This window comes from uncultured Campylobacter sp. (assembly GCF_937980635.1).
In the GTDB taxonomy this organism is placed as follows: domain Bacteria; phylum Campylobacterota; class Campylobacteria; order Campylobacterales; family Campylobacteraceae; genus Campylobacter_B.
Map to the genome: position 1 here is coordinate 1 of NZ_CALJPG010000025.1, position 17,650 is coordinate 17,650.

General features: G+C 48.2%; 15 protein-coding genes and 1 pseudogene. 5 read left to right on the forward strand and 11 right to left on the reverse strand.

Features of this window, described 5'->3' with window-relative positions:
* The 5 genes and pseudogenes from Q0460_RS07855 to Q0460_RS07875 all read right to left on the reverse strand — a co-directional run.
* Positions 1–760: pseudogene (locus tag Q0460_RS07855) on the reverse strand (hypothetical protein); the annotation flags it as partial.
* Positions 741–2,105: a hypothetical protein gene (locus Q0460_RS07860; protein WP_299086238.1), complete on the reverse strand. Its 1,365-nt coding sequence runs from the start codon at positions 2,103–2,105 to the stop codon at positions 741–743. The gene Q0460_RS07860 and the pseudogene Q0460_RS07855, both read right to left, overlap by 20 nt.
* Positions 2,098–2,340: a hypothetical protein gene (locus Q0460_RS07865; protein WP_299086239.1), complete on the reverse strand. Its 243-nt coding sequence runs from the start codon at positions 2,338–2,340 to the stop codon at positions 2,098–2,100. Before Q0460_RS07865 ends, Q0460_RS07860 begins: the two co-directional genes overlap by 8 nt.
* A gap of 9 nt (positions 2,341–2,349) precedes the next feature.
* Complete coding sequence (leuB, locus tag Q0460_RS07870; protein ID WP_299086240.1) at positions 2,350–3,420, reverse strand: 3-isopropylmalate dehydrogenase; 1,071 nt, start codon at positions 3,418–3,420, stop codon at positions 2,350–2,352.
* 9 nt (positions 3,421–3,429) lie between these two features.
* Positions 3,430–3,912, reverse strand: a complete 483-nt coding sequence (locus tag Q0460_RS07875) for a 3-isopropylmalate dehydratase small subunit (RefSeq protein WP_295152543.1) — start codon at positions 3,910–3,912, stop codon at positions 3,430–3,432.
* A 406-nt stretch (positions 3,913–4,318) separates the two neighbouring features.
* Between Q0460_RS07875 and rpoD the strand changes: the two genes are divergently transcribed.
* From rpoD to Q0460_RS07890, 3 genes are all read left to right on the forward strand, one after another.
* Entirely contained in the window at positions 4,319–6,199 is a 1,881-nt protein-coding gene (gene rpoD / locus Q0460_RS07880; protein ID WP_299086241.1) for an RNA polymerase sigma factor RpoD, read from the forward strand.
* 201 nt (positions 6,200–6,400) lie between these two features.
* Entirely contained in the window at positions 6,401–6,970 is a 570-nt protein-coding gene (locus tag Q0460_RS07885; RefSeq protein WP_298705913.1) for a DJ-1/PfpI family protein, read from the forward strand.
* A 237-nt stretch (positions 6,971–7,207) separates the two neighbouring features.
* Entirely contained in the window at positions 7,208–7,351 is a 144-nt protein-coding gene (locus Q0460_RS07890) for a hypothetical protein (protein ID WP_297990027.1), read from the forward strand.
* Positions 7,352–7,767: 416 nt separating this feature from the next.
* Here Q0460_RS07890 and Q0460_RS07895 read toward each other — a convergent pair whose 3' ends face one another.
* The 6 genes from Q0460_RS07895 to Q0460_RS07920 form a co-directional block, all read right to left on the reverse strand.
* Positions 7,768–9,168 (reverse strand): DKNYY domain-containing protein, encoded by a 1,401-nt coding sequence (locus Q0460_RS07895; protein ID WP_299086242.1) that lies wholly within the window; start codon positions 9,166–9,168, stop codon positions 7,768–7,770.
* A 217-nt stretch (positions 9,169–9,385) separates the two neighbouring features.
* The gene (locus Q0460_RS07900; protein ID WP_299086243.1) at positions 9,386–10,627 is read right to left on the reverse strand and encodes a uracil-xanthine permease family protein; all 1,242 of its coding nucleotides are present in this window, start codon (positions 10,625–10,627) and stop codon (positions 9,386–9,388) included.
* 778 nt (positions 10,628–11,405) lie between these two features.
* Entirely contained in the window at positions 11,406–12,299 is an 894-nt protein-coding gene (locus tag Q0460_RS07905) for an NAD(P)H-dependent glycerol-3-phosphate dehydrogenase (RefSeq protein ID WP_299086273.1), read from the reverse strand.
* Positions 12,300–13,276: 977 nt separating this feature from the next.
* Positions 13,277–14,698 (reverse strand): Asp-tRNA(Asn)/Glu-tRNA(Gln) amidotransferase subunit GatB, encoded by a 1,422-nt coding sequence (gatB, locus tag Q0460_RS07910; RefSeq protein WP_299086244.1) that lies wholly within the window; start codon positions 14,696–14,698, stop codon positions 13,277–13,279.
* A 112-nt stretch (positions 14,699–14,810) separates the two neighbouring features.
* The gene (locus tag Q0460_RS07915) at positions 14,811–15,035 is read right to left on the reverse strand and encodes a hypothetical protein (protein ID WP_297896069.1); all 225 of its coding nucleotides are present in this window, start codon (positions 15,033–15,035) and stop codon (positions 14,811–14,813) included.
* Positions 15,025–15,705 (reverse strand): F0F1 ATP synthase subunit A, encoded by a 681-nt coding sequence (locus Q0460_RS07920; RefSeq protein ID WP_177387592.1) that lies wholly within the window; start codon positions 15,703–15,705, stop codon positions 15,025–15,027. The genes Q0460_RS07915 and Q0460_RS07920 overlap by 11 nt, the downstream gene beginning before the upstream one ends.
* Before the next feature lie 539 nt (positions 15,706–16,244).
* On the opposite strand from Q0460_RS07920, the gene Q0460_RS07925 reads away from it, so the two are divergent.
* On the forward strand, positions 16,245–17,033 hold the full coding sequence (locus Q0460_RS07925) for an HrcA family transcriptional regulator (protein ID WP_299086245.1): 789 nt from the start codon (positions 16,245–16,247) through the stop codon (positions 17,031–17,033).
* Positions 17,030–17,605 carry a nucleotide exchange factor GrpE gene (locus Q0460_RS07930; RefSeq protein WP_297881939.1) on the forward strand — a complete coding sequence of 192 codons (576 nt, stop codon included), beginning with the start codon at positions 17,030–17,032 and terminating at the stop codon, positions 17,603–17,605. Before Q0460_RS07925 ends, Q0460_RS07930 begins: the two co-directional genes overlap by 4 nt.
* The last annotated feature ends 45 nt before the right edge of the window (positions 17,606–17,650 follow it).

A 17,650-nucleotide genomic window follows, 5' to 3' on the forward strand; every position in this document is an offset into this window, starting at 1 on the left:
GGAGCATCCCCCAGCGAAGAAAGGCCTCTCTCTCCATATCTCCCGAGAGCTCGGGGAGAGAAGGAGACGCGATCTCCGGAAAATGCTCTGAGACATAGGGGGCGAGTCCGGTCTGAAACACAAGCTCCATCTGCTCCGGACTGTCCGAGAGGAGGAGCTTTGTGAGCTCCTCCCGGATCCGCTCCTTCGATACTCTGGAAAGTCCCCGTGCGAGGCTTCGAACCGCCTCCAGCGTCCCCGGAGCGATACGGAAGCGAAGCTGCGCCGAGAAGCGGAGCGCCCGGAGCATCCGAAGCGCGTCCTCCCGGAAGCGAAGCTCCGCCTCTCCCACTGCACGGATCTCTCCTCTCTCAAGATCCTCCATGCCCTGAAAGAGATCCACGATCCCGCTTTTCTCATTGTAGGCCATCGCATTGATCGTAAAATCGCGCCGCCTGCTAGCCTCATGTTCGTCCGTAGCCAAAGCGACACTAAAGCCCTTGTGTCCGATGCCTATCTTACTCTCGGTGCGCGGCAGCGAGATGTCAAAGCTTTTGTATTTATAGACGAAGTAGCTTTTGCCGACGCCCTGTGCACCGAAGTCTTGCATAATTTGCTCGAAGCGGCGCGGATCCACATCGTAAAGCTCCACATCCACATCAGCGCTCGCCCACCCCAAAAAATGATCGCGCACGCAGCCGCCTACCAGATATATGCGTGAGCTAAATTTTCTAAGATAATCTAAAAGCACGATGAAATCGTCATTTTGATAGATTTTCAAGTCGGTTTTCGATACTTGCAAGCAAAAATTCCATAAATTTTAAATTTAGCTCCATGCGCGCGTTCAAATCACCCTGATCAAAAGCGTTCAGCCCCTCGAAAAGCACTAAAATTCGCTCTTTTATCGCGCTCAAAAACTCTGCTTCGCTTGAAATTTTAAAATCTGTATTTGCGAGATATTTTGATTTGTCACCCGCTTGAGGTTGTCTCGCGGCCCCAAGATGTCGCGCTTCCTCTGGCTGGCGCACAGCGGAATTTAGAGCACCAGAAGAGGCAAAACTTCCAGCTTGCATATCCTGCGCGGCAGAATTGTGAAGCTGCGGCATGGCGAACTCATCGTCTCGCACCCCAGGCATAGTAAAATTCTGCGGCTGTGAAACGAAATTTTGCTGCTGCACGGCAGCATTGCGGATATTTAGCGCGACGGAATTTTGCGCTTGAAGCGACGCTAAATCCTGCTTTTTAGAATGCGCCGCACTGAAATAATCGTCAACTTCGTTTTTTTTGAAATCAGAGCCAGACCCCAAATCGTCATTGCTTAGCTCCTTAAAATGCGCACCTAAAATACGAGGCGTCAAATCTTGCTCGCTTTGGGAGTCATCATCCGTAGAATTTAGCGCTAATTCAAAATCTTTACTTTTGGCAGAGCTTTGCGCCATACTTGCGTTCCTGCTTTGCGGCGAAATAAACCCATTCATATCGCTGCCTAAACTATCGTAAATTTCGCCTGCAATGCCCGATAAATCACGAAAGCTTTCGTCAAATTTCGCAGCGGAGCTTTTTAAAATTTCATCGCTTGCAAAGGTTGAATTTGTGGAATTTTTGCCACTTGTGGAAGTGGAATTTATAAAATTTTCTCCATTTAAAGAGACGGAGGCCACGGAATTTTCACTGCTTGTAAGATCAGAGTTTTTAAAATTCTCCTCGCTGGAAAAAGTAAAATTTTCATCTTTTGCAGCAGATTTTTTTAAAGTAGCGTCCGCCGTAAATTCCGCGCTGCTAGGCGCAGAGCTCTTGCGTGCAAGGGCATTTGAACGATCTAGGGCGGAATTTAAAGCGTCCGATGAAACAAAGCGTGAAGTGGAATTTTTAGTATCTAAGGAAGTAAAATTTTGCGCATTTGATGAAGCGATATCCGGCGCAGATGCGGAATTTAAGGCATCAGGTGCAATTGGATCTGGCGCAAAAGAAGCGGGGCTTAAAGCATCCTGCGAAGCCTGCGCTCCTGTTTCAGTGCTGTTTGCATTCACAGCCCCCTCTTGCTGCGCCACCAAATCTTGTGCGCGCTTTTGCGCTTTCATCTCATTTACTGCTTCGATGATATCTTCTAGTTCATTTTCATACATCAATTAGCCACCTCTTAAATTCTGCTTGTTTGCTCGCATCGACGCTTAAAAAGCGCTCTAACATCGCCATATTAACGCCAGAGCTTACTCGATAATTTAAATTTAGCCGCGCAAAAAGCACCGCCGCATCGCCATCTTGCGGATTATCGCGTAAAATACCGCGGCAAATCCGCATCGCGCCGTAGATATCGCCTTTTTTCTCAAGCTCCATAGCGTATGCTAGCGCACCATTCAAAGCTGGCTCCTAAGCCTTAGCCGCGTAATCTGCGATGATCGAGCCGATCTCTGCAGTCGAGCAAATTTCTTTGGCGTCGTACTGCGCGATGTCCTTGGTGCGGTATCCGTCGCGAAGCACGGCGCGCACGGCAAGCTCGATAGCCGCTGCCGCTTCATTTTCGCCGAATGCGTATTTTAGCATCATCGCAGCGCTTAAAATCGTAGCGATCGGGTTTGCGATGCCTTGTCCCGCGATGTCGGGCGCACTGCCGTGGATCGGCTCATAGATGCCTACCTTACCGCCGATACTTGCACTCGGAAGCAGCCCGATCGAGCCGCAGATCATGCTCGCCTCGTCGCTTAAAATATCGCCGAATAAATTCTCCGTCAAGATCACGTCGAACTGTGCGGGCGCCCGCACGAGCTGCATCGCGGCATTATCTACGTACATAAACTCCAAATTTATCCCCGCATAATTTTTGGCTAGCTCGCTTACGACCTCGCGCCACAGCTGGCTTGTTTCAAGCACGTTGGCCTTATCCACGAGCGTTATCTTTTTATTTCGCAAAAGCGCAGCCTCAAACGCGACCTTAGCCACGCGCTCAATCTCGGCGGCGTTGTAGCACATCGTATTTAGCGCATCCTTTTCGTTTTTAACGCGCGGCTGTCCGAAATAAATCCCGCCCGTAAGCTCGCGCACCACCATTATATCGACGCCTTTGATGATCTCCGGCTTTAGCGTCGAAGCGTTTATCAGCTCATCAAAAATCATCGCAGGGCGCAGGTTTGCAAACGCTCCAAGCTCTTTGCGGATTTTTAGCAGTCCGCTTTCTGGGCGCAGTTCGCGCGGCAAGCCGTCCCATTTAGCGCCGCCGATCGCACCGAAAAGCACCGCGTCGCTTGATTTAGCGGCATTTAGCGTTTCATCTGGAAGCGGAACGCCCATAATGTCGATCGCAGAGCCGCCCATTAAGCGGTAGTCAAAATTTAGCTCGAAATTAAATTTATGGCTTACGGCATCGAGCACCTTGATCGCCTCTTCGATGATCTCGGGGCCGATTCCGTCGCCTTTTATCACGCATACGTCGTATTTTTTCATCCAAATTCCTTACAAGTTTATCTTTGTTTTTGCGTAATTTATCGCTCCGCCCGCGTCGAGTAGCTTTTGCATAAACTCCGGTATCGCGCCGAATTTATACTCAGTTTTTTGAGTCAAATTTTTAATTACGCCGCCCTTTAGATCGATGCTAAGCTCGTCGCCCTGCGCGATCTTATCCGTTTCGTCGCATTCAAGGATCAAAAAGCCGGTGTTGAAGCTGTTTCGATAAAAAATCCTAGCAAAGTTTTTTGCGATCACGCATGAAATCCCGGCGGCCTTAAGCGCCATCGGAGCGTGCTCGCGCGAGCTGCCGCAGCCGAAATTTTTCCCCGCTACGATGATGTCGCCGCGAGCGATTTTGGACGAAAAATCCTTGTCCGCATCCTCCATGATATGCGTCGCAAGCACTGCTGCGTCGGAGGTATTTAGGTAGCGCGCCGCGATAATAATGTCGGTGTCGATATCATCGCCGAATTTCCATACTTTTGCCATATTTCCGCCTTAAATTTTAAAATAGATGCGCGATTTTACCGACAAATTTATTAAAATCCGCTCAATCGCTCCGATATGAGGGCGGAATTCCTCGCTTGAAATTTAGGGCTAAATTTAAACACAAGAGCACAGAGATAGAAAGTACGTAGGCGTTAAATTTTAAATCGGCGGCGTAAAGGAAGCGGAATTTCGGCGCACCAATTTTCGTCTTGCAAGCACGGAATTTTAGAGAGTAATCTTAAATTTAGCTAAAAATATAACCTAAATTTTAAAATTTAGCCTAATTTCTAGAATTTGAAAAATCATTAAATTTAGATAGTTCGCGCCGTATATAAGCAAAAATAAAGAGCGTTTCGGTATAATCCGATTTTCCAAAACCAAATACACAACGACACAAGGAGATTTTATGGCGAGCCCAAAAGACGCCTTAAGCCCCATCGAGCAGTTCTTCGACGAAAATCAGAAAAGCTACATCACCTACGAAAGACTGATAAAATTTTTCGACAAGGCTCCCACCGCGACGGCCGTTAAGAAAGTCGAAGCGCTTACGAAAAAATTCGACGTCGAGCTGATCTCCGCCGCAGAAATCTCCAAAATCAAAAATTTAGAGGACGCGAAACTCAAAGAAGCCACGCAAAAAAAGCTGCTGGACGAGGGCTGGGACGAGGAGTTTGATCTATCCAGCGACGTCGAGCTTTTGGAGTGGAGCCGCTCGGACAGCCCCGTGCGGATGTATCTGCGCGAAATGGGACAGATCCCGCTGCTAACCAAAGAAGAGGAGATCGAGATCAGCAAAAAAATCGAGCTCGGCGAGGATATCATCATCGACGCGTTTTGCTCGGTGCCGTATCTGATCGATTTTATATTGGATTATAAGGAGCCGCTAATCAACCGCGAACGCCGCGTCAAGGAACTTTTCAAGAGCTTTGACGACAGCGACGAAGAGGGTGAAGAGGAGGACGAAGAGGAACTATCGGAGGAGGATTACGACGACGAGGAGGATGAGGAGAGCGCGGACGAGGCGAAGCAAAGGCGATCCAAAAAGAACGATAAGCGCGCTCTAAAGGTCATCGAAAGCTTCAAGGCTCTCGAAAAAGCCAAAAAGGACTGGATGAAATTTGCCGAGAAAAACGCCGAGGCGATTAAGGAGAGCAAGGGAATTTTATCGAAGCTAAACTTGGCGTTTAAAAAGAAAATTTTAAAAGAAAAGCTCATGGATCTGGGGCCTACGAGCAAGCTCATCACCGAGATCGTAAAATCGATGGAGACCGCGCTAAAAAGCGACGAGGGCTTCGAAAAGGAGCTAAAGCGCTTAGAGTACAAGCTGCCGATGTTTAGCGCCGAACTGCGCGAAAATCACAAAAAAATTCTAAAAGAGATCACGAGGCTTAGCAAGGACGACATCATCGCGCGCGTGCCGGAAGCTACGATGGTCTCGACCTACGTCGATATAAAAAAGCTCTTTTTGACAAAAGAAGCTAGCAAAAAAAGCTTCAACCTCGAGCCCGAGCGGCTGAAAGAAATTTTAGAGCAAATTAAGCGCGGCAAGCGCATCAGCGACAATGCAAAGGCGCGCATGGCGAAGTCCAACCTGCGCCTGGTCGTCTCCATCGCTAAGCGCTACACCAACCGCGGGCTGCCGTTTTTAGACCTCATCCAGGAGGGCAACATCGGGCTCATGAAGGCGGTGGATAAATTTGAATACAAGCGCGGCTATAAATTTTCGACATACGCGACGTGGTGGATCCGCCAGGCGATCAGCCGCGCCATCGCCGATCAAGCGCGCACGATCCGCATCCCGATCCATATGATCGAGACGATAAATCGAATTAATAAAATCACGCGCAAATATATGCAAGAAGGCGGCAAGGAGCCCGATATCAACGTCATCGCGCAAGAGGTAGGCCTTAGCGTCGATAAGGTAAAGCAGGTCATCAAAATCACAAAGGAGCCGATTAGTCTAGAAGCGCCGATCGGAAACGAGGACGACGGTAAATTCGGCGATTTCGTCGAGGACAAAAGCTCGGTTTCGCCGATCGAGCAAATTTTAAAATCCGACCTAAAAGAGCAGATCGACGATATCTTAGAGCAGCTCAACGACCGCGAGCGCACGGTCATTCGCATGCGATTCGGACTACTTGACGACGAGAGCGACCGCACGCTTGAAGAGATCGGCAAGGAGCTCAATATCACCCGCGAGCGCGTCCGCCAGATCGAAAGCTCGGCGATCAAAAAGCTAAAGCACCCAAAGATCGGACGCAAACTCAAAACCTATATCGAGAGTTAGGGCAAAACGCAGATATAGCGATCTAGCGACACGCCGAGGTGGCGGGGCTTTTTAAAGCGATGTTATCGCGCGTACCTGAAAAATCATAGAATTCCGTTCTAAATCCAAAGCGGAATTCTAAAAAATTTTATAAATTCTACGATTTTGCTTAGTTTGATAAGCGAACCGAACTGAGTAGTGTAGGTTATTCAAGGAGACTTTATGAAAACTTTAGTAATCGTTATTTTAGACGGCTTTGCCGACTGGGAGGCTTCGCTACTGGCTCCCGCACTACGATATTTCACGGACTATAGCATCCTTTATGCCTCAACCGATAAAAACGAGAAAGTATCGTTTGGAGCTTTACGCGCAAAACCTGATTTAACAATAGATGAAATTTCGCCAGATGCCGCGGCAATCGTGTTAATCGGCGCTAGAAATTCATGGCGCGAACTGCCTAGCGAAAACGCCTCAAAAATTGCTAATTTAATAGAGGAATTTAAACAACAAGGCAAGGTGGTAGGCGGTATTTGCGACGGGGCGTATTTCTTAGCGGCGGCAGGAGCGCTAAATGACTGCCATCACACCGCAAATAGTCTAGCAGACATCGTTAATTTGCCAAAATACAAAAATAAGCATGCCTTTATACAAACAAGTCGCGAAGCCGTAGTAGACGGTAAAATGATCACCGCAAACGGAAACGCATTTATTGATTTTACTATTGGGGTGCTGCGCGCCTTAGGAGATATAGACGAAGCAATAATTGCCCAGTGCGAACAAATGTGGCGATAAGTAGGCAGTGCGCGTTTAGCAAATAAAATTTTGCCAAAGCAACACTCGAGCATATAAGCACAAATGAGATACAAAAAATACTGAAAATGAAATTTTGCCGAAGCGGTACGACATCGATGCTCGCTAGGTCTAACACAATACCTTAGTTTGCGTGCTTCCGTGCAAATACAGCATGGAATTTTACGCTCATTTTGCCACTAAAATTATATACGGCGCGAGCCTAAGCCAACAGACGCTATGAAATTTAAAACAAAGTGTGCCGCCAAAGCGGTACTTCAGCACGCGCCCATCGTCGTAAGCAAAAACGATGTCTTTCCCGTTTCGCCTTTAAATTTAGTGGAGCTCACCATGCCTCAAATAACCCTCGCACGGCGAAATTAAATAGGTCTCAAAAAGCAAAAGCCACAAAGCTTGCTTTGTACATCTTATTTGCCACTTTATACCGAGTCCCGTTATCTCCCGCCGCCTCATTATTGCGCGCCGACATACAATGCAATACCTGTAGCTTTTATGGCCCGTTTATCACATCCCACCGCCATGATGCCTTGCCCATAATGGAACGCTTTAAAAATAATGGTAGAGCCGTCTCTCTTTACTTACACTTGTCGTACTCGTAATCGCAGTACCCAAATTTTGCCGCATTGCTGCGCTGGCAACCGCAATACTATATTAAATTTACTGCTCCGCCGTGCCGTCCCGCTCTTAAAATTTACCTTCCGTAGCCAAGGGTGTGCTGGATAACACGACGTCGGTATTTTTGTCTCGCTCTAAATTTACCTTCCGTCGCACCGCTAAATTTAACCGCGTCGCAAGCTGCGCTTTCTAAGGTAGCTATAAATCCAAGCTCCGAGCAACAAAACCGCCGCGAGGCAATACATATAAAAAGCCGCACCGTTTTCATACTCCACGTCCTGCGCGGTAAAGACCTGCTGCGACATTTCGGGGTTTCGCGCCGCCTCGTCCGCGACCTGCGCCATCACCTCATCGTCATGCACATCCAGCATGATCTTTCGCAGCTCGATGAAATTCGTCCGCTTATCCAGATGCCTGCCGCTGCGACCCGTGACGTAAACGCTATGCGAGTAGAAATTTAGATAGTAAAATCCAGCGTCGTCCCTAAAAAGCTTCTCCGAGATCTGCCGTACGGCGCCTTTAAACGGATTATCGCCCGCCCTTTTTAACGCGCTTAGCCGGCTGGCGTCTGCGCCAAATTTATAATAAACGTACCAAAATGCGTCTTTTATCCAACCCTCGGCGCCGCTGCCGCGCGGTCGATTTAAAATTTTATCCTTGCTTAGATAAAATATGCCGTTTTTGCTCGCAAACAGCATGTATTCCTGATGCCCGCTCTGAAAATTTAGCGGCGTATAGGGCTCGTTTGCGGCATCAAATCTCTCGCCGTCCATAAACACTGCGCCCGTAGCGGGATCAAAAAGAAACTCTATGCCGGCGTTTGGCTCCACGAGATACATCCGCTCGCTAGGCGTGAAATTTAGCCTCTCGCCGTCCACATAGACGCTGCGTCCGTCGCTTAGCCACCGATCGACCTGGCGAAAGTGCGCGGGCGAGTCAGGACTGTCTTCGTGTATGATTTTTAGCCTTATCTGTTTTAGATTTTTTGCATCCGCACCCGCTAAAATTTTACCCTCGTAAAATACCCGCTCGCCGTCGGTGGCGACGTAAGGGCTCTCGGTCAGCGGCGATATAGGCGCGCTAGTATCAAGTCTAGCGTATGGATAGTTGTACTCCTGCGGCCATTTTGAGAGCCCAAACGCATGGAAAAATACTTTATAAATGTAGCTTATCGCGCCGCCCGTGCGCTGCGTGACGTCCGAGCAGAAATAGCTCACGCGTCCGTCGCTGTAGTAGCGAGAGCCGATCTTTTGCGTGCGCGCGGGATCCAGTCCTGACATCTTGCGAGCGCCGCAAAATACGCTACTAGCGTCCATACCGACGTTTGTGTAGGAGTATCTGCCGGTATCAAGCGCGCGAAAACTCGCCGCGTCCGCGCCGCCCTCTAACTCGTAGGGAGCGAGATTCCAAGAGCGTAGGTAAATTTTGCCGCCGATGTTGTAGTAATCACTGTGACCGATCTTTTGCGCGTCTGCGGGCAGCTCGCGCGAGCGGTCATACACCGATAGCTCATAGATGAAAACGAGCGAGACGAAGAGCGGCACGAAAAGTACCGCAAAAAGCAACATTAGCGCCTTTTTATCAAATTTGCTTAAATTATTCGCCTTTTTCATAAGGCAATTATATATCTTGCTAGTTTAAAACGTTAGAAATTTAAAAGCGTTTGCGGAGGAAATTTTAAAATTTAGAGTTCGGAAAGCTGCGGGCAAATTTGACGCCGAAATTTTAGCTCAAATTTACCCGTAACCGCGCGAAACCACGCAAGCTCCGCGCAAATTTAACTTAGTAGCCGTCAAAATGCTTGGTCTTTGGCAGCACCAAATTTAACGTGATGCCGATGAGCGCGCCAAGTCCCACTCCGCTAAAGCTCATCGCGCCAAAATCCAGCACCATGCCGCCGATCGCGCATACGAAGATGAGCGCGACGATGATCATATTGCGCGGCTCGGCTAGATCCATATTGTTTTTGATCAGAGTCTCCATGCCCACGCTAGCGATGATACCAAAAAGCAGCAGCATGATGCCGCCGATGACGGGAGCGGGGATCGTGGAGAGCGCGGCGCCGAGCTTACCCACAAAAGCTAGCAGTATCGCCGTAAGCGCAGCAAAGGTCATGATGGCGGGATTGTAGGCCTTCGTGATGCTAACCGCGCCCGTGACCTCCGAGTAGGTGGTGTTTGGAGGCCCGCCGAAGCACCCTGCCAGCGACGTCGCGAGTCCGTCGCCAAGCAGCGTGCTTTTAAGCCCCGGATTTTTTAGGAAATTTTCCTTCGTGACGTTGCTGATCGCAAGCATGTCGCCGATGTGTTCGATCGCGGGCGCGATAGCGATAGGCACCATGTAGATCACGGCTTCGAGTTTGAAAACCGGCGCGGTGAAATGCGGCACCGCAAACCACGGCGCGTTTAGAATCGGCGTAAAATCCACGATGCCGATAAATAGCGACGCGCAGTATCCCGCCGCGATGCCGCAAAGTATCGGCACGAGGCGCAGCATACCGCGGCCAAACATCATCACGACGATAACCGCCGAGAGCGAGATGAGCGCGATGGTAAGCGACTGCCCCTGCGTATAGAGCGCCTCCTTACCCTTGCCCATTACCATATTTACGGCTGCGGGCGAGAGGATGAGACCGATCGTCATGATAACGGGCCCCACGACTACGGGCGGCAAAATTTTATGCAAAAAGCCCTCGCCTTTGAGCCTAATAAGCAGGCTCAGGACCACGTAAAAAAGCCCTGCCGCGATCACTCCGCTCATAGTCGCGGCGATACCCCACTCTTTCACGCCAAAGCTTAGCGGCGCGATAAACGCAAAACTAGACGCGAGAAAGATCGGCGGGACGTTTTTGCGCGTGATGAGCTGAAACAGCAGCGTGCCGATGCCCGCCGTAAACAGCGCTACGGACGTATCAAGCCCCGTTAATATCGGCACCAGTACGAGCGCACCAAACGCCACGAATAAAAATTGCACGCCGACGAGAGCGTCGCGTAGCCTGAGATTGTAGCCTTCGTATTTTTCCATCTTCTCCTCTTTTATCTTTGCGGCTTGCCTCGCGAGCGTCTTTAACGGAGCTAGTAAATTTAGCTTGATAGGCCGTATGCCTTATCTTCGCTAAATTTTTACGTCGCAACCCTTAAATCCATCTCGCAATCCTTCACCTTGGCTCCTGTATTAAAATTTATAATACACCGACATTCTGTAAAATTTAACTCACCGCAGTCACGGACGAACAAGTCCGCTCCTTTGCAAGCACTAAAAATTTATCGAAACTACACATCATCTGTCTTGAATATTTTCAAAATTTATGCCTTTCCGCCTCGTCTAAAGAAAAAATACTACGCCTTAATTTTTAAATCTGACACATCAAAAATTTTGACCTACCCGGTCGCAGACAAGCAATATGCTCCACTCTCCACTGCCGACCATCGGCGGCTGCAAGCAAAACGAAGCAATAGCGCTTCTAAACTACCTGCGATCCATCTTAAATGTTTTAAAATTTTACGACCTCATTTTAAAATTTCGCACTCAAGCTTAAAGCTAAATTTTAAGTCAAAGCCGCTACGCCACATCGTATACAAGCGCCATTTTGCTGCGATTTTGCGTCGTATCAGATGCGCGAAGCCGCAAGGCGAAAATCAAGCCCATAAAATTATCAGGCAAAGCCGCGTAGACATATCCAAACAAACAACGACCAAAATCCGCAAACCAGCAACTAAATTTCACAAACATAGCGGCTAAATCAAAACCTATGCAAGCCGAATCCGCCACTAAAATTTAGCGAGAGAATTCCATCGTACGGCTATTTTTTGCGCAGCAGGTCTTTTAGGCTCGCCCTTACATCCTTGCCACGCAGAATTTGCGCGACCTCGGTAGCGATCGGAGCGTAGATCTTATGCTTTGTCGCGATATTTACGACCGCTTCGGTTGTAGCCACGCCCTCGGCGACCTCGCCCAACTCGCGCAGAATTTCCTCGAGCCCTTTGCCGCGCGCAAGTCCTAATCCCACGCGGTAGTTTCGCGATAGCGCACTCGAGGCGGTCAAAAACAGATCGCCCACGCCACTTAAGCCCAAAAAGGTCTCGTCTCGCGCGCCGAAAAACTTGCCGAAGCGCGCGATCTCTACGATGCCGCGCGCGATCAAGCTCGCTCTAGCATTATTGCCGAGCTCGAGCCCATCGCAAACGCCGCTAGCTATGGCGATGACATTTTTATACGCGCCGCACACCTCTGCGCCGATGATATCGCCACTCGTGTAAGTCTTGATGTAGGCAGGGAAGGCGCTTGCGAAAAGCTCGGCTAGATTTTCATTGCACGAGCTTACGACGAGCGCGCAAGGCAGCTTCTGCATGACTTCGGTGGCAAACGACGGACCCGATAGATAAGCAAGATTGCCGCGTGCGACGTGAGATTCAAAAATTTCGTTTAAAAACCTGCCGCTAGCCGCGTCGATGCCCTTGGAAGCGACTAGAATTTTTTGATTTTTGTAGGTGAAATTTTGATCCAGCCACTGCGCGGTTTGTTGTGCCGCGAGCGCGAAAACGAGCGCTTCGCACTCCAGCGCTTCGCTCACGCTTACAAAATGCGGAATTTGCCTTGGCGTGCGCGAAGTGATGACGCATTCGTTTTTCGCGCTAAGCGCGTCAAAAAGCGCGCTACCCCATTTGCCAGCGCCGATAACCGCGATTTTCATTATGTTCCTTTTTAAAAATTTATTCGCAAATTTGCGGTTTTTCAAATTTCATTCTCTTGAAATTCCCGCTCTTTGAAAAATTAGCCCAAAAGCGCCGACATGAGCCTGCGCAAATGCTAGCCGAAGCCACGCTTTAAAATTCGCTTTTTGAAATTTCATCTCGTTAAAATTTTGCGCTTTTGAAATTTACTCAGCCAAAACTTCGCTTTTTTTAAAATTTACCTTACTAAAATTTCATACTTTTAAGGTTTTGCTCTTCCGCCAAAAAACACTTTCACAAAAGGCGCAGCAGTGAACGAATGAGAATTTTGAAACTACATTATACGTTTTAAATTTCACTCGTGCATCGCCGAAGCAAATCAAATTTTTAAAAATTTTAATCAAACGCCCGATCGCAAATCGCGCTTTTAAATCCGCTTAAATCTATCAAGGCGTGCCTTGGACCTAGATAATCTTGCGGTCGCTCGCAACGTTATCGTTTGGCGCGGTTTGGGGCACGCGTATCCGACGCGGCGATTGATTAAATTTAGCCTGCACATGGACTCGCCACTCAAATTCGCCCCTGCGTATTCGATCCTACCTGCCGCACCCCGAGCTTCCGTTTTTGCTTCCTCAAGCAGAGTAATCTTACGCATTCCCTGCGAGCTTTACCGCGCTTTGACGGTAGCCGTAAGTAAAATTTTTTAACGGGTGCCTTCTTAAACCCCTCCGTCGCAGACCGATACTTGATACAAACGGCCCGCATGAGAAAAAACGAACTCAAAAGAACAAAACGTGCGCGAGACAGAGCGGGTAGCCGCCGAGATCGCGCCGAATGAAATTATAATATAACACACAAAAACCCTCGTCATTGGCGCCTGAAAGCTTTAGCTCGAAGCAAAACGCTGCGAGCAGATTTAAAATTTTATCCCTAAGGGCTTCATCTATCGCATGCGTCGCGCCGCATTTAATTCGCCGTTTGCGCCGCAGAAGCTGCGAAATTAGCCCAGCTTCTGTTTCAGAAGCTCGTTCACCTTCGCAGGATTAAACGCGCCCTTGCCCTCTTTCATCACTTGGCCTACGAAGAAGCCGAATAGCTTGTCCTTGCCGCCGCGATAGTCCGCGACCTTCTCCTCGTTCGCGCTCATCACGCGCGCTATGATCTCCAAAATAGCGCCGTCGTCGCTTACTTGCCTCAAGCCCAGCTTATCGATGACCGAGCTTACAGCCTCGTCGTGCTCCATTAAATAATCAAGCACCTCTTTGGCGGCCTTTTGAGACACTGCGCCGCCTTCGATCGCGCTTAAAAGCTCGCTCATCTTCGCGCTACCTACGGGCGAATCCTCGATCGTAACGCCATTTTTGAGCCTGCCTGCAAGCTCGACGGTAAGCCAACTCACGCAGAGTTTTGGCTCGTGCCCCGCAGCAATCAGTTCCTCGAAAAATCGCGCATTTTCGTAGGTCGAGATTATGATCTCGGCGTCCTTCTCTTTAACGCCCAGCTCACGGACGTAGCGTGCCTTTTTCTGATCGGGTAGCTCGGGGATCTGCTGCGCAGCAGCTAGCATCTCGTCATCCACGATCACGGTTAGCAGGTCGGGATCGGGGAAGTAGCGATACTCGGCGCTGTCCTCCTTGCTGCGCATCGGCTTAGTGATGAGCTTAGCGGTATCAAAAAGGCGGGTTTCTTGCACGACCTCTTGCTCATATCTGCCGTCCTGCCACGCTTCGATCTGACGCTCAATCTCAAATTCGATCGCCTTTTGGATAAATTTAAAGGAGTTTAAATTTTTAATCTCCACGCGCGTGTAGAGCTTTTGCTCGCCTTGCGGACGGATGCTGACGTTTACATCGCAGCGAAACGAGCCTTCTTGCATATTCGCGTCGCTGATATTTAAAAAGCGCAAAATGCTGTGGAGTTTTTTTAGATACGCGACCGCCTCGTCCGCAGAGCGCATATCAGGCTCGCTTACGATTTCCAAAAGCGGCGTACCGGCGCGGTTTAGATCGACTAGGCTGCGCGAGCTTTCGTGGTTATTTTTGCCCGCGTCCTCCTCTAGGTGCGCGCGCGTGATGCCGATGCGCTTGCTCTGTCCGTCCGCGGCTATGAAAAGCTCGCCGTGCTCAACGATCGGGATCGTCCACTGCGAAATTTGATACGCCTTGGGAAGGTCGGGATAGAAGTAGTTTTTGCGGTCGAATACCGACTTGCGATTGATCGTCGCATTAACGGCGGTGCCGAAACTGATAGCCTTTTTAACCGCTTCCTCGTTTAGCACGGGAAGAGCGCCGGGAAGCGCTAGGCAGGTCGGGCAGACGTGCGAATTCGCCTCATCGCCGAAGCTCGTGGGGCAGGAGCAGAAAATTTTGGTTTTGGTATTTAGCTGGCAGTGTACCTCCAGGCCGATCACGGTTTCAAACATAAACTTAACCTTTTAGAATAAAAATTTCGCGTAATTTTACAATTTTTTGCTTTAATACTCGCTTGTAGCGGCGCACGGCGCGGCTAAATTTTAAAATTTAATCGGATAGATTCTACTCGCCGCCACTAAGGAGCTTTTCTTTAAGGTCGAAAACATCGACCATCAAGCAGGTGATGATGACGCATATCACGCCGGGAGCGGTGCAGATAAAGAGGAATTTTAACCCCAAAAAATAAAATGACGGGTAGGCGAAAAAGACGAATGCGCCGACGAATATCAATCCGAACGACGCACCCACGAGGAAGTATAAGAAATTTCGCTTAAAATTAATGCTCATCGACGATCACGGCGCCCGCTAGATAAACGTAGCTTAAAACCATGAAAATGAAAGTCTGCAAAATCGCCATAAAAGTAAGCAGCGCAAATGGTACCATCGGCACTAGCGCAGGAGCGAGAGTAAGCATGACTAGCAAAAACGTATCGTCGCCTTTGATGTTTCCAAAAAGTCGGAACGAAAGCGATACGACGCGCGAAAAATGCGAGACGATCTCTATAACGAACATAAACGGAGCTAGGATTTTCACAGGCCCCATAAAGTGCTTTAGATAGTTGATCACGCCGTGCTCGCGAACGCCCTCAAAATGGTAGTACAACCAAACGCAAAGCGTAAGCGAAAGGGTTAAATTTAAACTCGCACTTGGCGACTCAAAGCCCGGCACCAAGCCGATAACGTTACTAAAAAATATCACAAATCCCAATGTTGCGATTAGCGGAAGATATTTTTTAGCTTGTTCCTCGCTACCCATCGCGTCCTTACCGATCGTTAGCACGCCGCTTAGGTAGGCTTCGGCGATATTTTGCATGCCGTGTGGCACAAGCTGAAGCGAGCGAGTGGAGCAAAGCGCGACGGCTACGATGATAGCGACGACCAAAAAGAAGTAAAAAAGGTAGATAAAAGTGTGGTCGTAAGAAATTAAACCGCCGAAAAGGAAGATGTCTTTTAGCATAAAAACCCTTGATCGTTGAAATTTGAGGCGTATTTTACACTTCTATTCGTTAAAGTATATTTAAATTTGCGCCAGCGAGTGAAATTTTGAGCTTTGCGAGTTCTTGCACCGCTTTGCTTGCCTAGCACTTTCGTCTAGCTTGCGCGCCATTTCGGCGGGGATTTTGCGTTTTTTTGGCATTTAACTTCACATTTTCAGCATTTCAGCAAATGACAAAATTTTAGCTGGTAACTACGGAATTTGCAACTATACTGCCAATTCGCTATTTTTGCAAAATAGAATTTATCTAGCGTATACGACGAAGCCCTAAACCGACTGTGCGGTAAAATTTATGTTTACAAATACAAAAAATACGATAAAATTTACCACAACGGCGCCGCGGCGAATTCCAAGAAATACGCTCACCTCAAAAATCATAGTTAAAATTTAGCAAACTCAGGACCCGATTGCTAAAATTTTATAAAATTTATATAAAAACCTTGACATATTGCCACTCAATGTTGTATAATACTGGCAATCTTACCGAAAGAGTGCTAAAAGTGAAAACGAATAAACGTGATATGATCCTGAAATCCATCATTTCCGCCTATCTCGATAGCAACACCCCGATCGGATCTTCCGAGCTGGGTGAGCGTATGGGCGTAGCGATGTCAGCGTCTAGCATTCGAATTTATTTTAAGCGCTTAAGCGACGAGGGGGCTTTGACGCAGCTTCATGTAAGCGGTGGTAGAATTCCGACGGTTGCGACGATGCAGGATTACTGGCGCGCTAGACTTAGCTTCGACGATGAGTTAAAAATAGACGATGCTCGCGAGCTAGAAGCGGTGCTTGAGGATTTTGAAATTTACTGTATGATTTTCAACGCCGAAAACGAAGCCCTAAGCGAAGTTATCAATCACGATAATCGCTTCATAATCCTTGCATTTAGAAAAGACGAGATTATCTTAAAATACGATTTTAGAGTTTTTAAATTCCTATCAAATTTAATAGGAATTTCACTAGGAGATTTGGAGCTAGCTTCGATGCAGATCGGTCTGCGCGAGCTTAGCACCAAAATTAAAGAGCTAAAAAATTCTAAAATCGAATTTCTTTGTAACGAGGTCGTAGCGTATAAAATTTTCAAAGACGAGCGGTTTAAAATTTTACTTAACCCCTCGATCGCCGTAAATTTTACTAAAAATTTGATCTTTGCGCCCTATTTCGAGCACGGATTTATGGGGATCAAACGCCCCGTAAAATTCGAAGGCGAGGACGCTACGATGATCTGCGCAGGCAGCGTTTACGAGAATTACGAGAAATTTTTTAACTACGCTAAAGGAGTAGCATGAGCCATAAATTTAAAGAGCACGGCGATAAAAATGCAGCGTGCGATAGTGAAGAAAAAGAGGTTTGCGAGCAGTGCGCGTCAGAGGCGAGCGAGCCGCAAGAGGCGCAGACATGCGACGATACCGATGCGCAGATACAAAAGCTTCAAAACGAGCTGAGTGAGATCACTGATAAATTTTACCGCGCCAATGCGGATTTTGAAAATCTCAAAAAACGTTTGGAAAAAGAAAAAGATAGCGCTGTTGCTTACGCTAGCGAGAGCTTTGCGAAGGATTTGCTGCCGATAATCGACGCGCTTGAGGAAGCCGCCAAAATTGATGTGGAAGGCAATGAACTTGCGGATAAAATCGAGGTCGGCGTAAAACAATGTCTAAGCCTTTTTACAAAGACTTTTGAAAAATACGGTATCGTTCCGATAGCGACGGATGCGGGATTTGATCCTAGCGTGCATAACGCTATTTCGATGATTGAAGCCGAAGGCGCTAAAAAAGGCGATATCGTTCAAGTATATCAAAAAGGTTATATGTATAAGCAGCGCGTTTTGCGCGCCGCTATGGTAGTAGTGGCGAAATAATCGCTCAAATTTTAAAATTTTAAATTCAACACAAAGGATAAACAA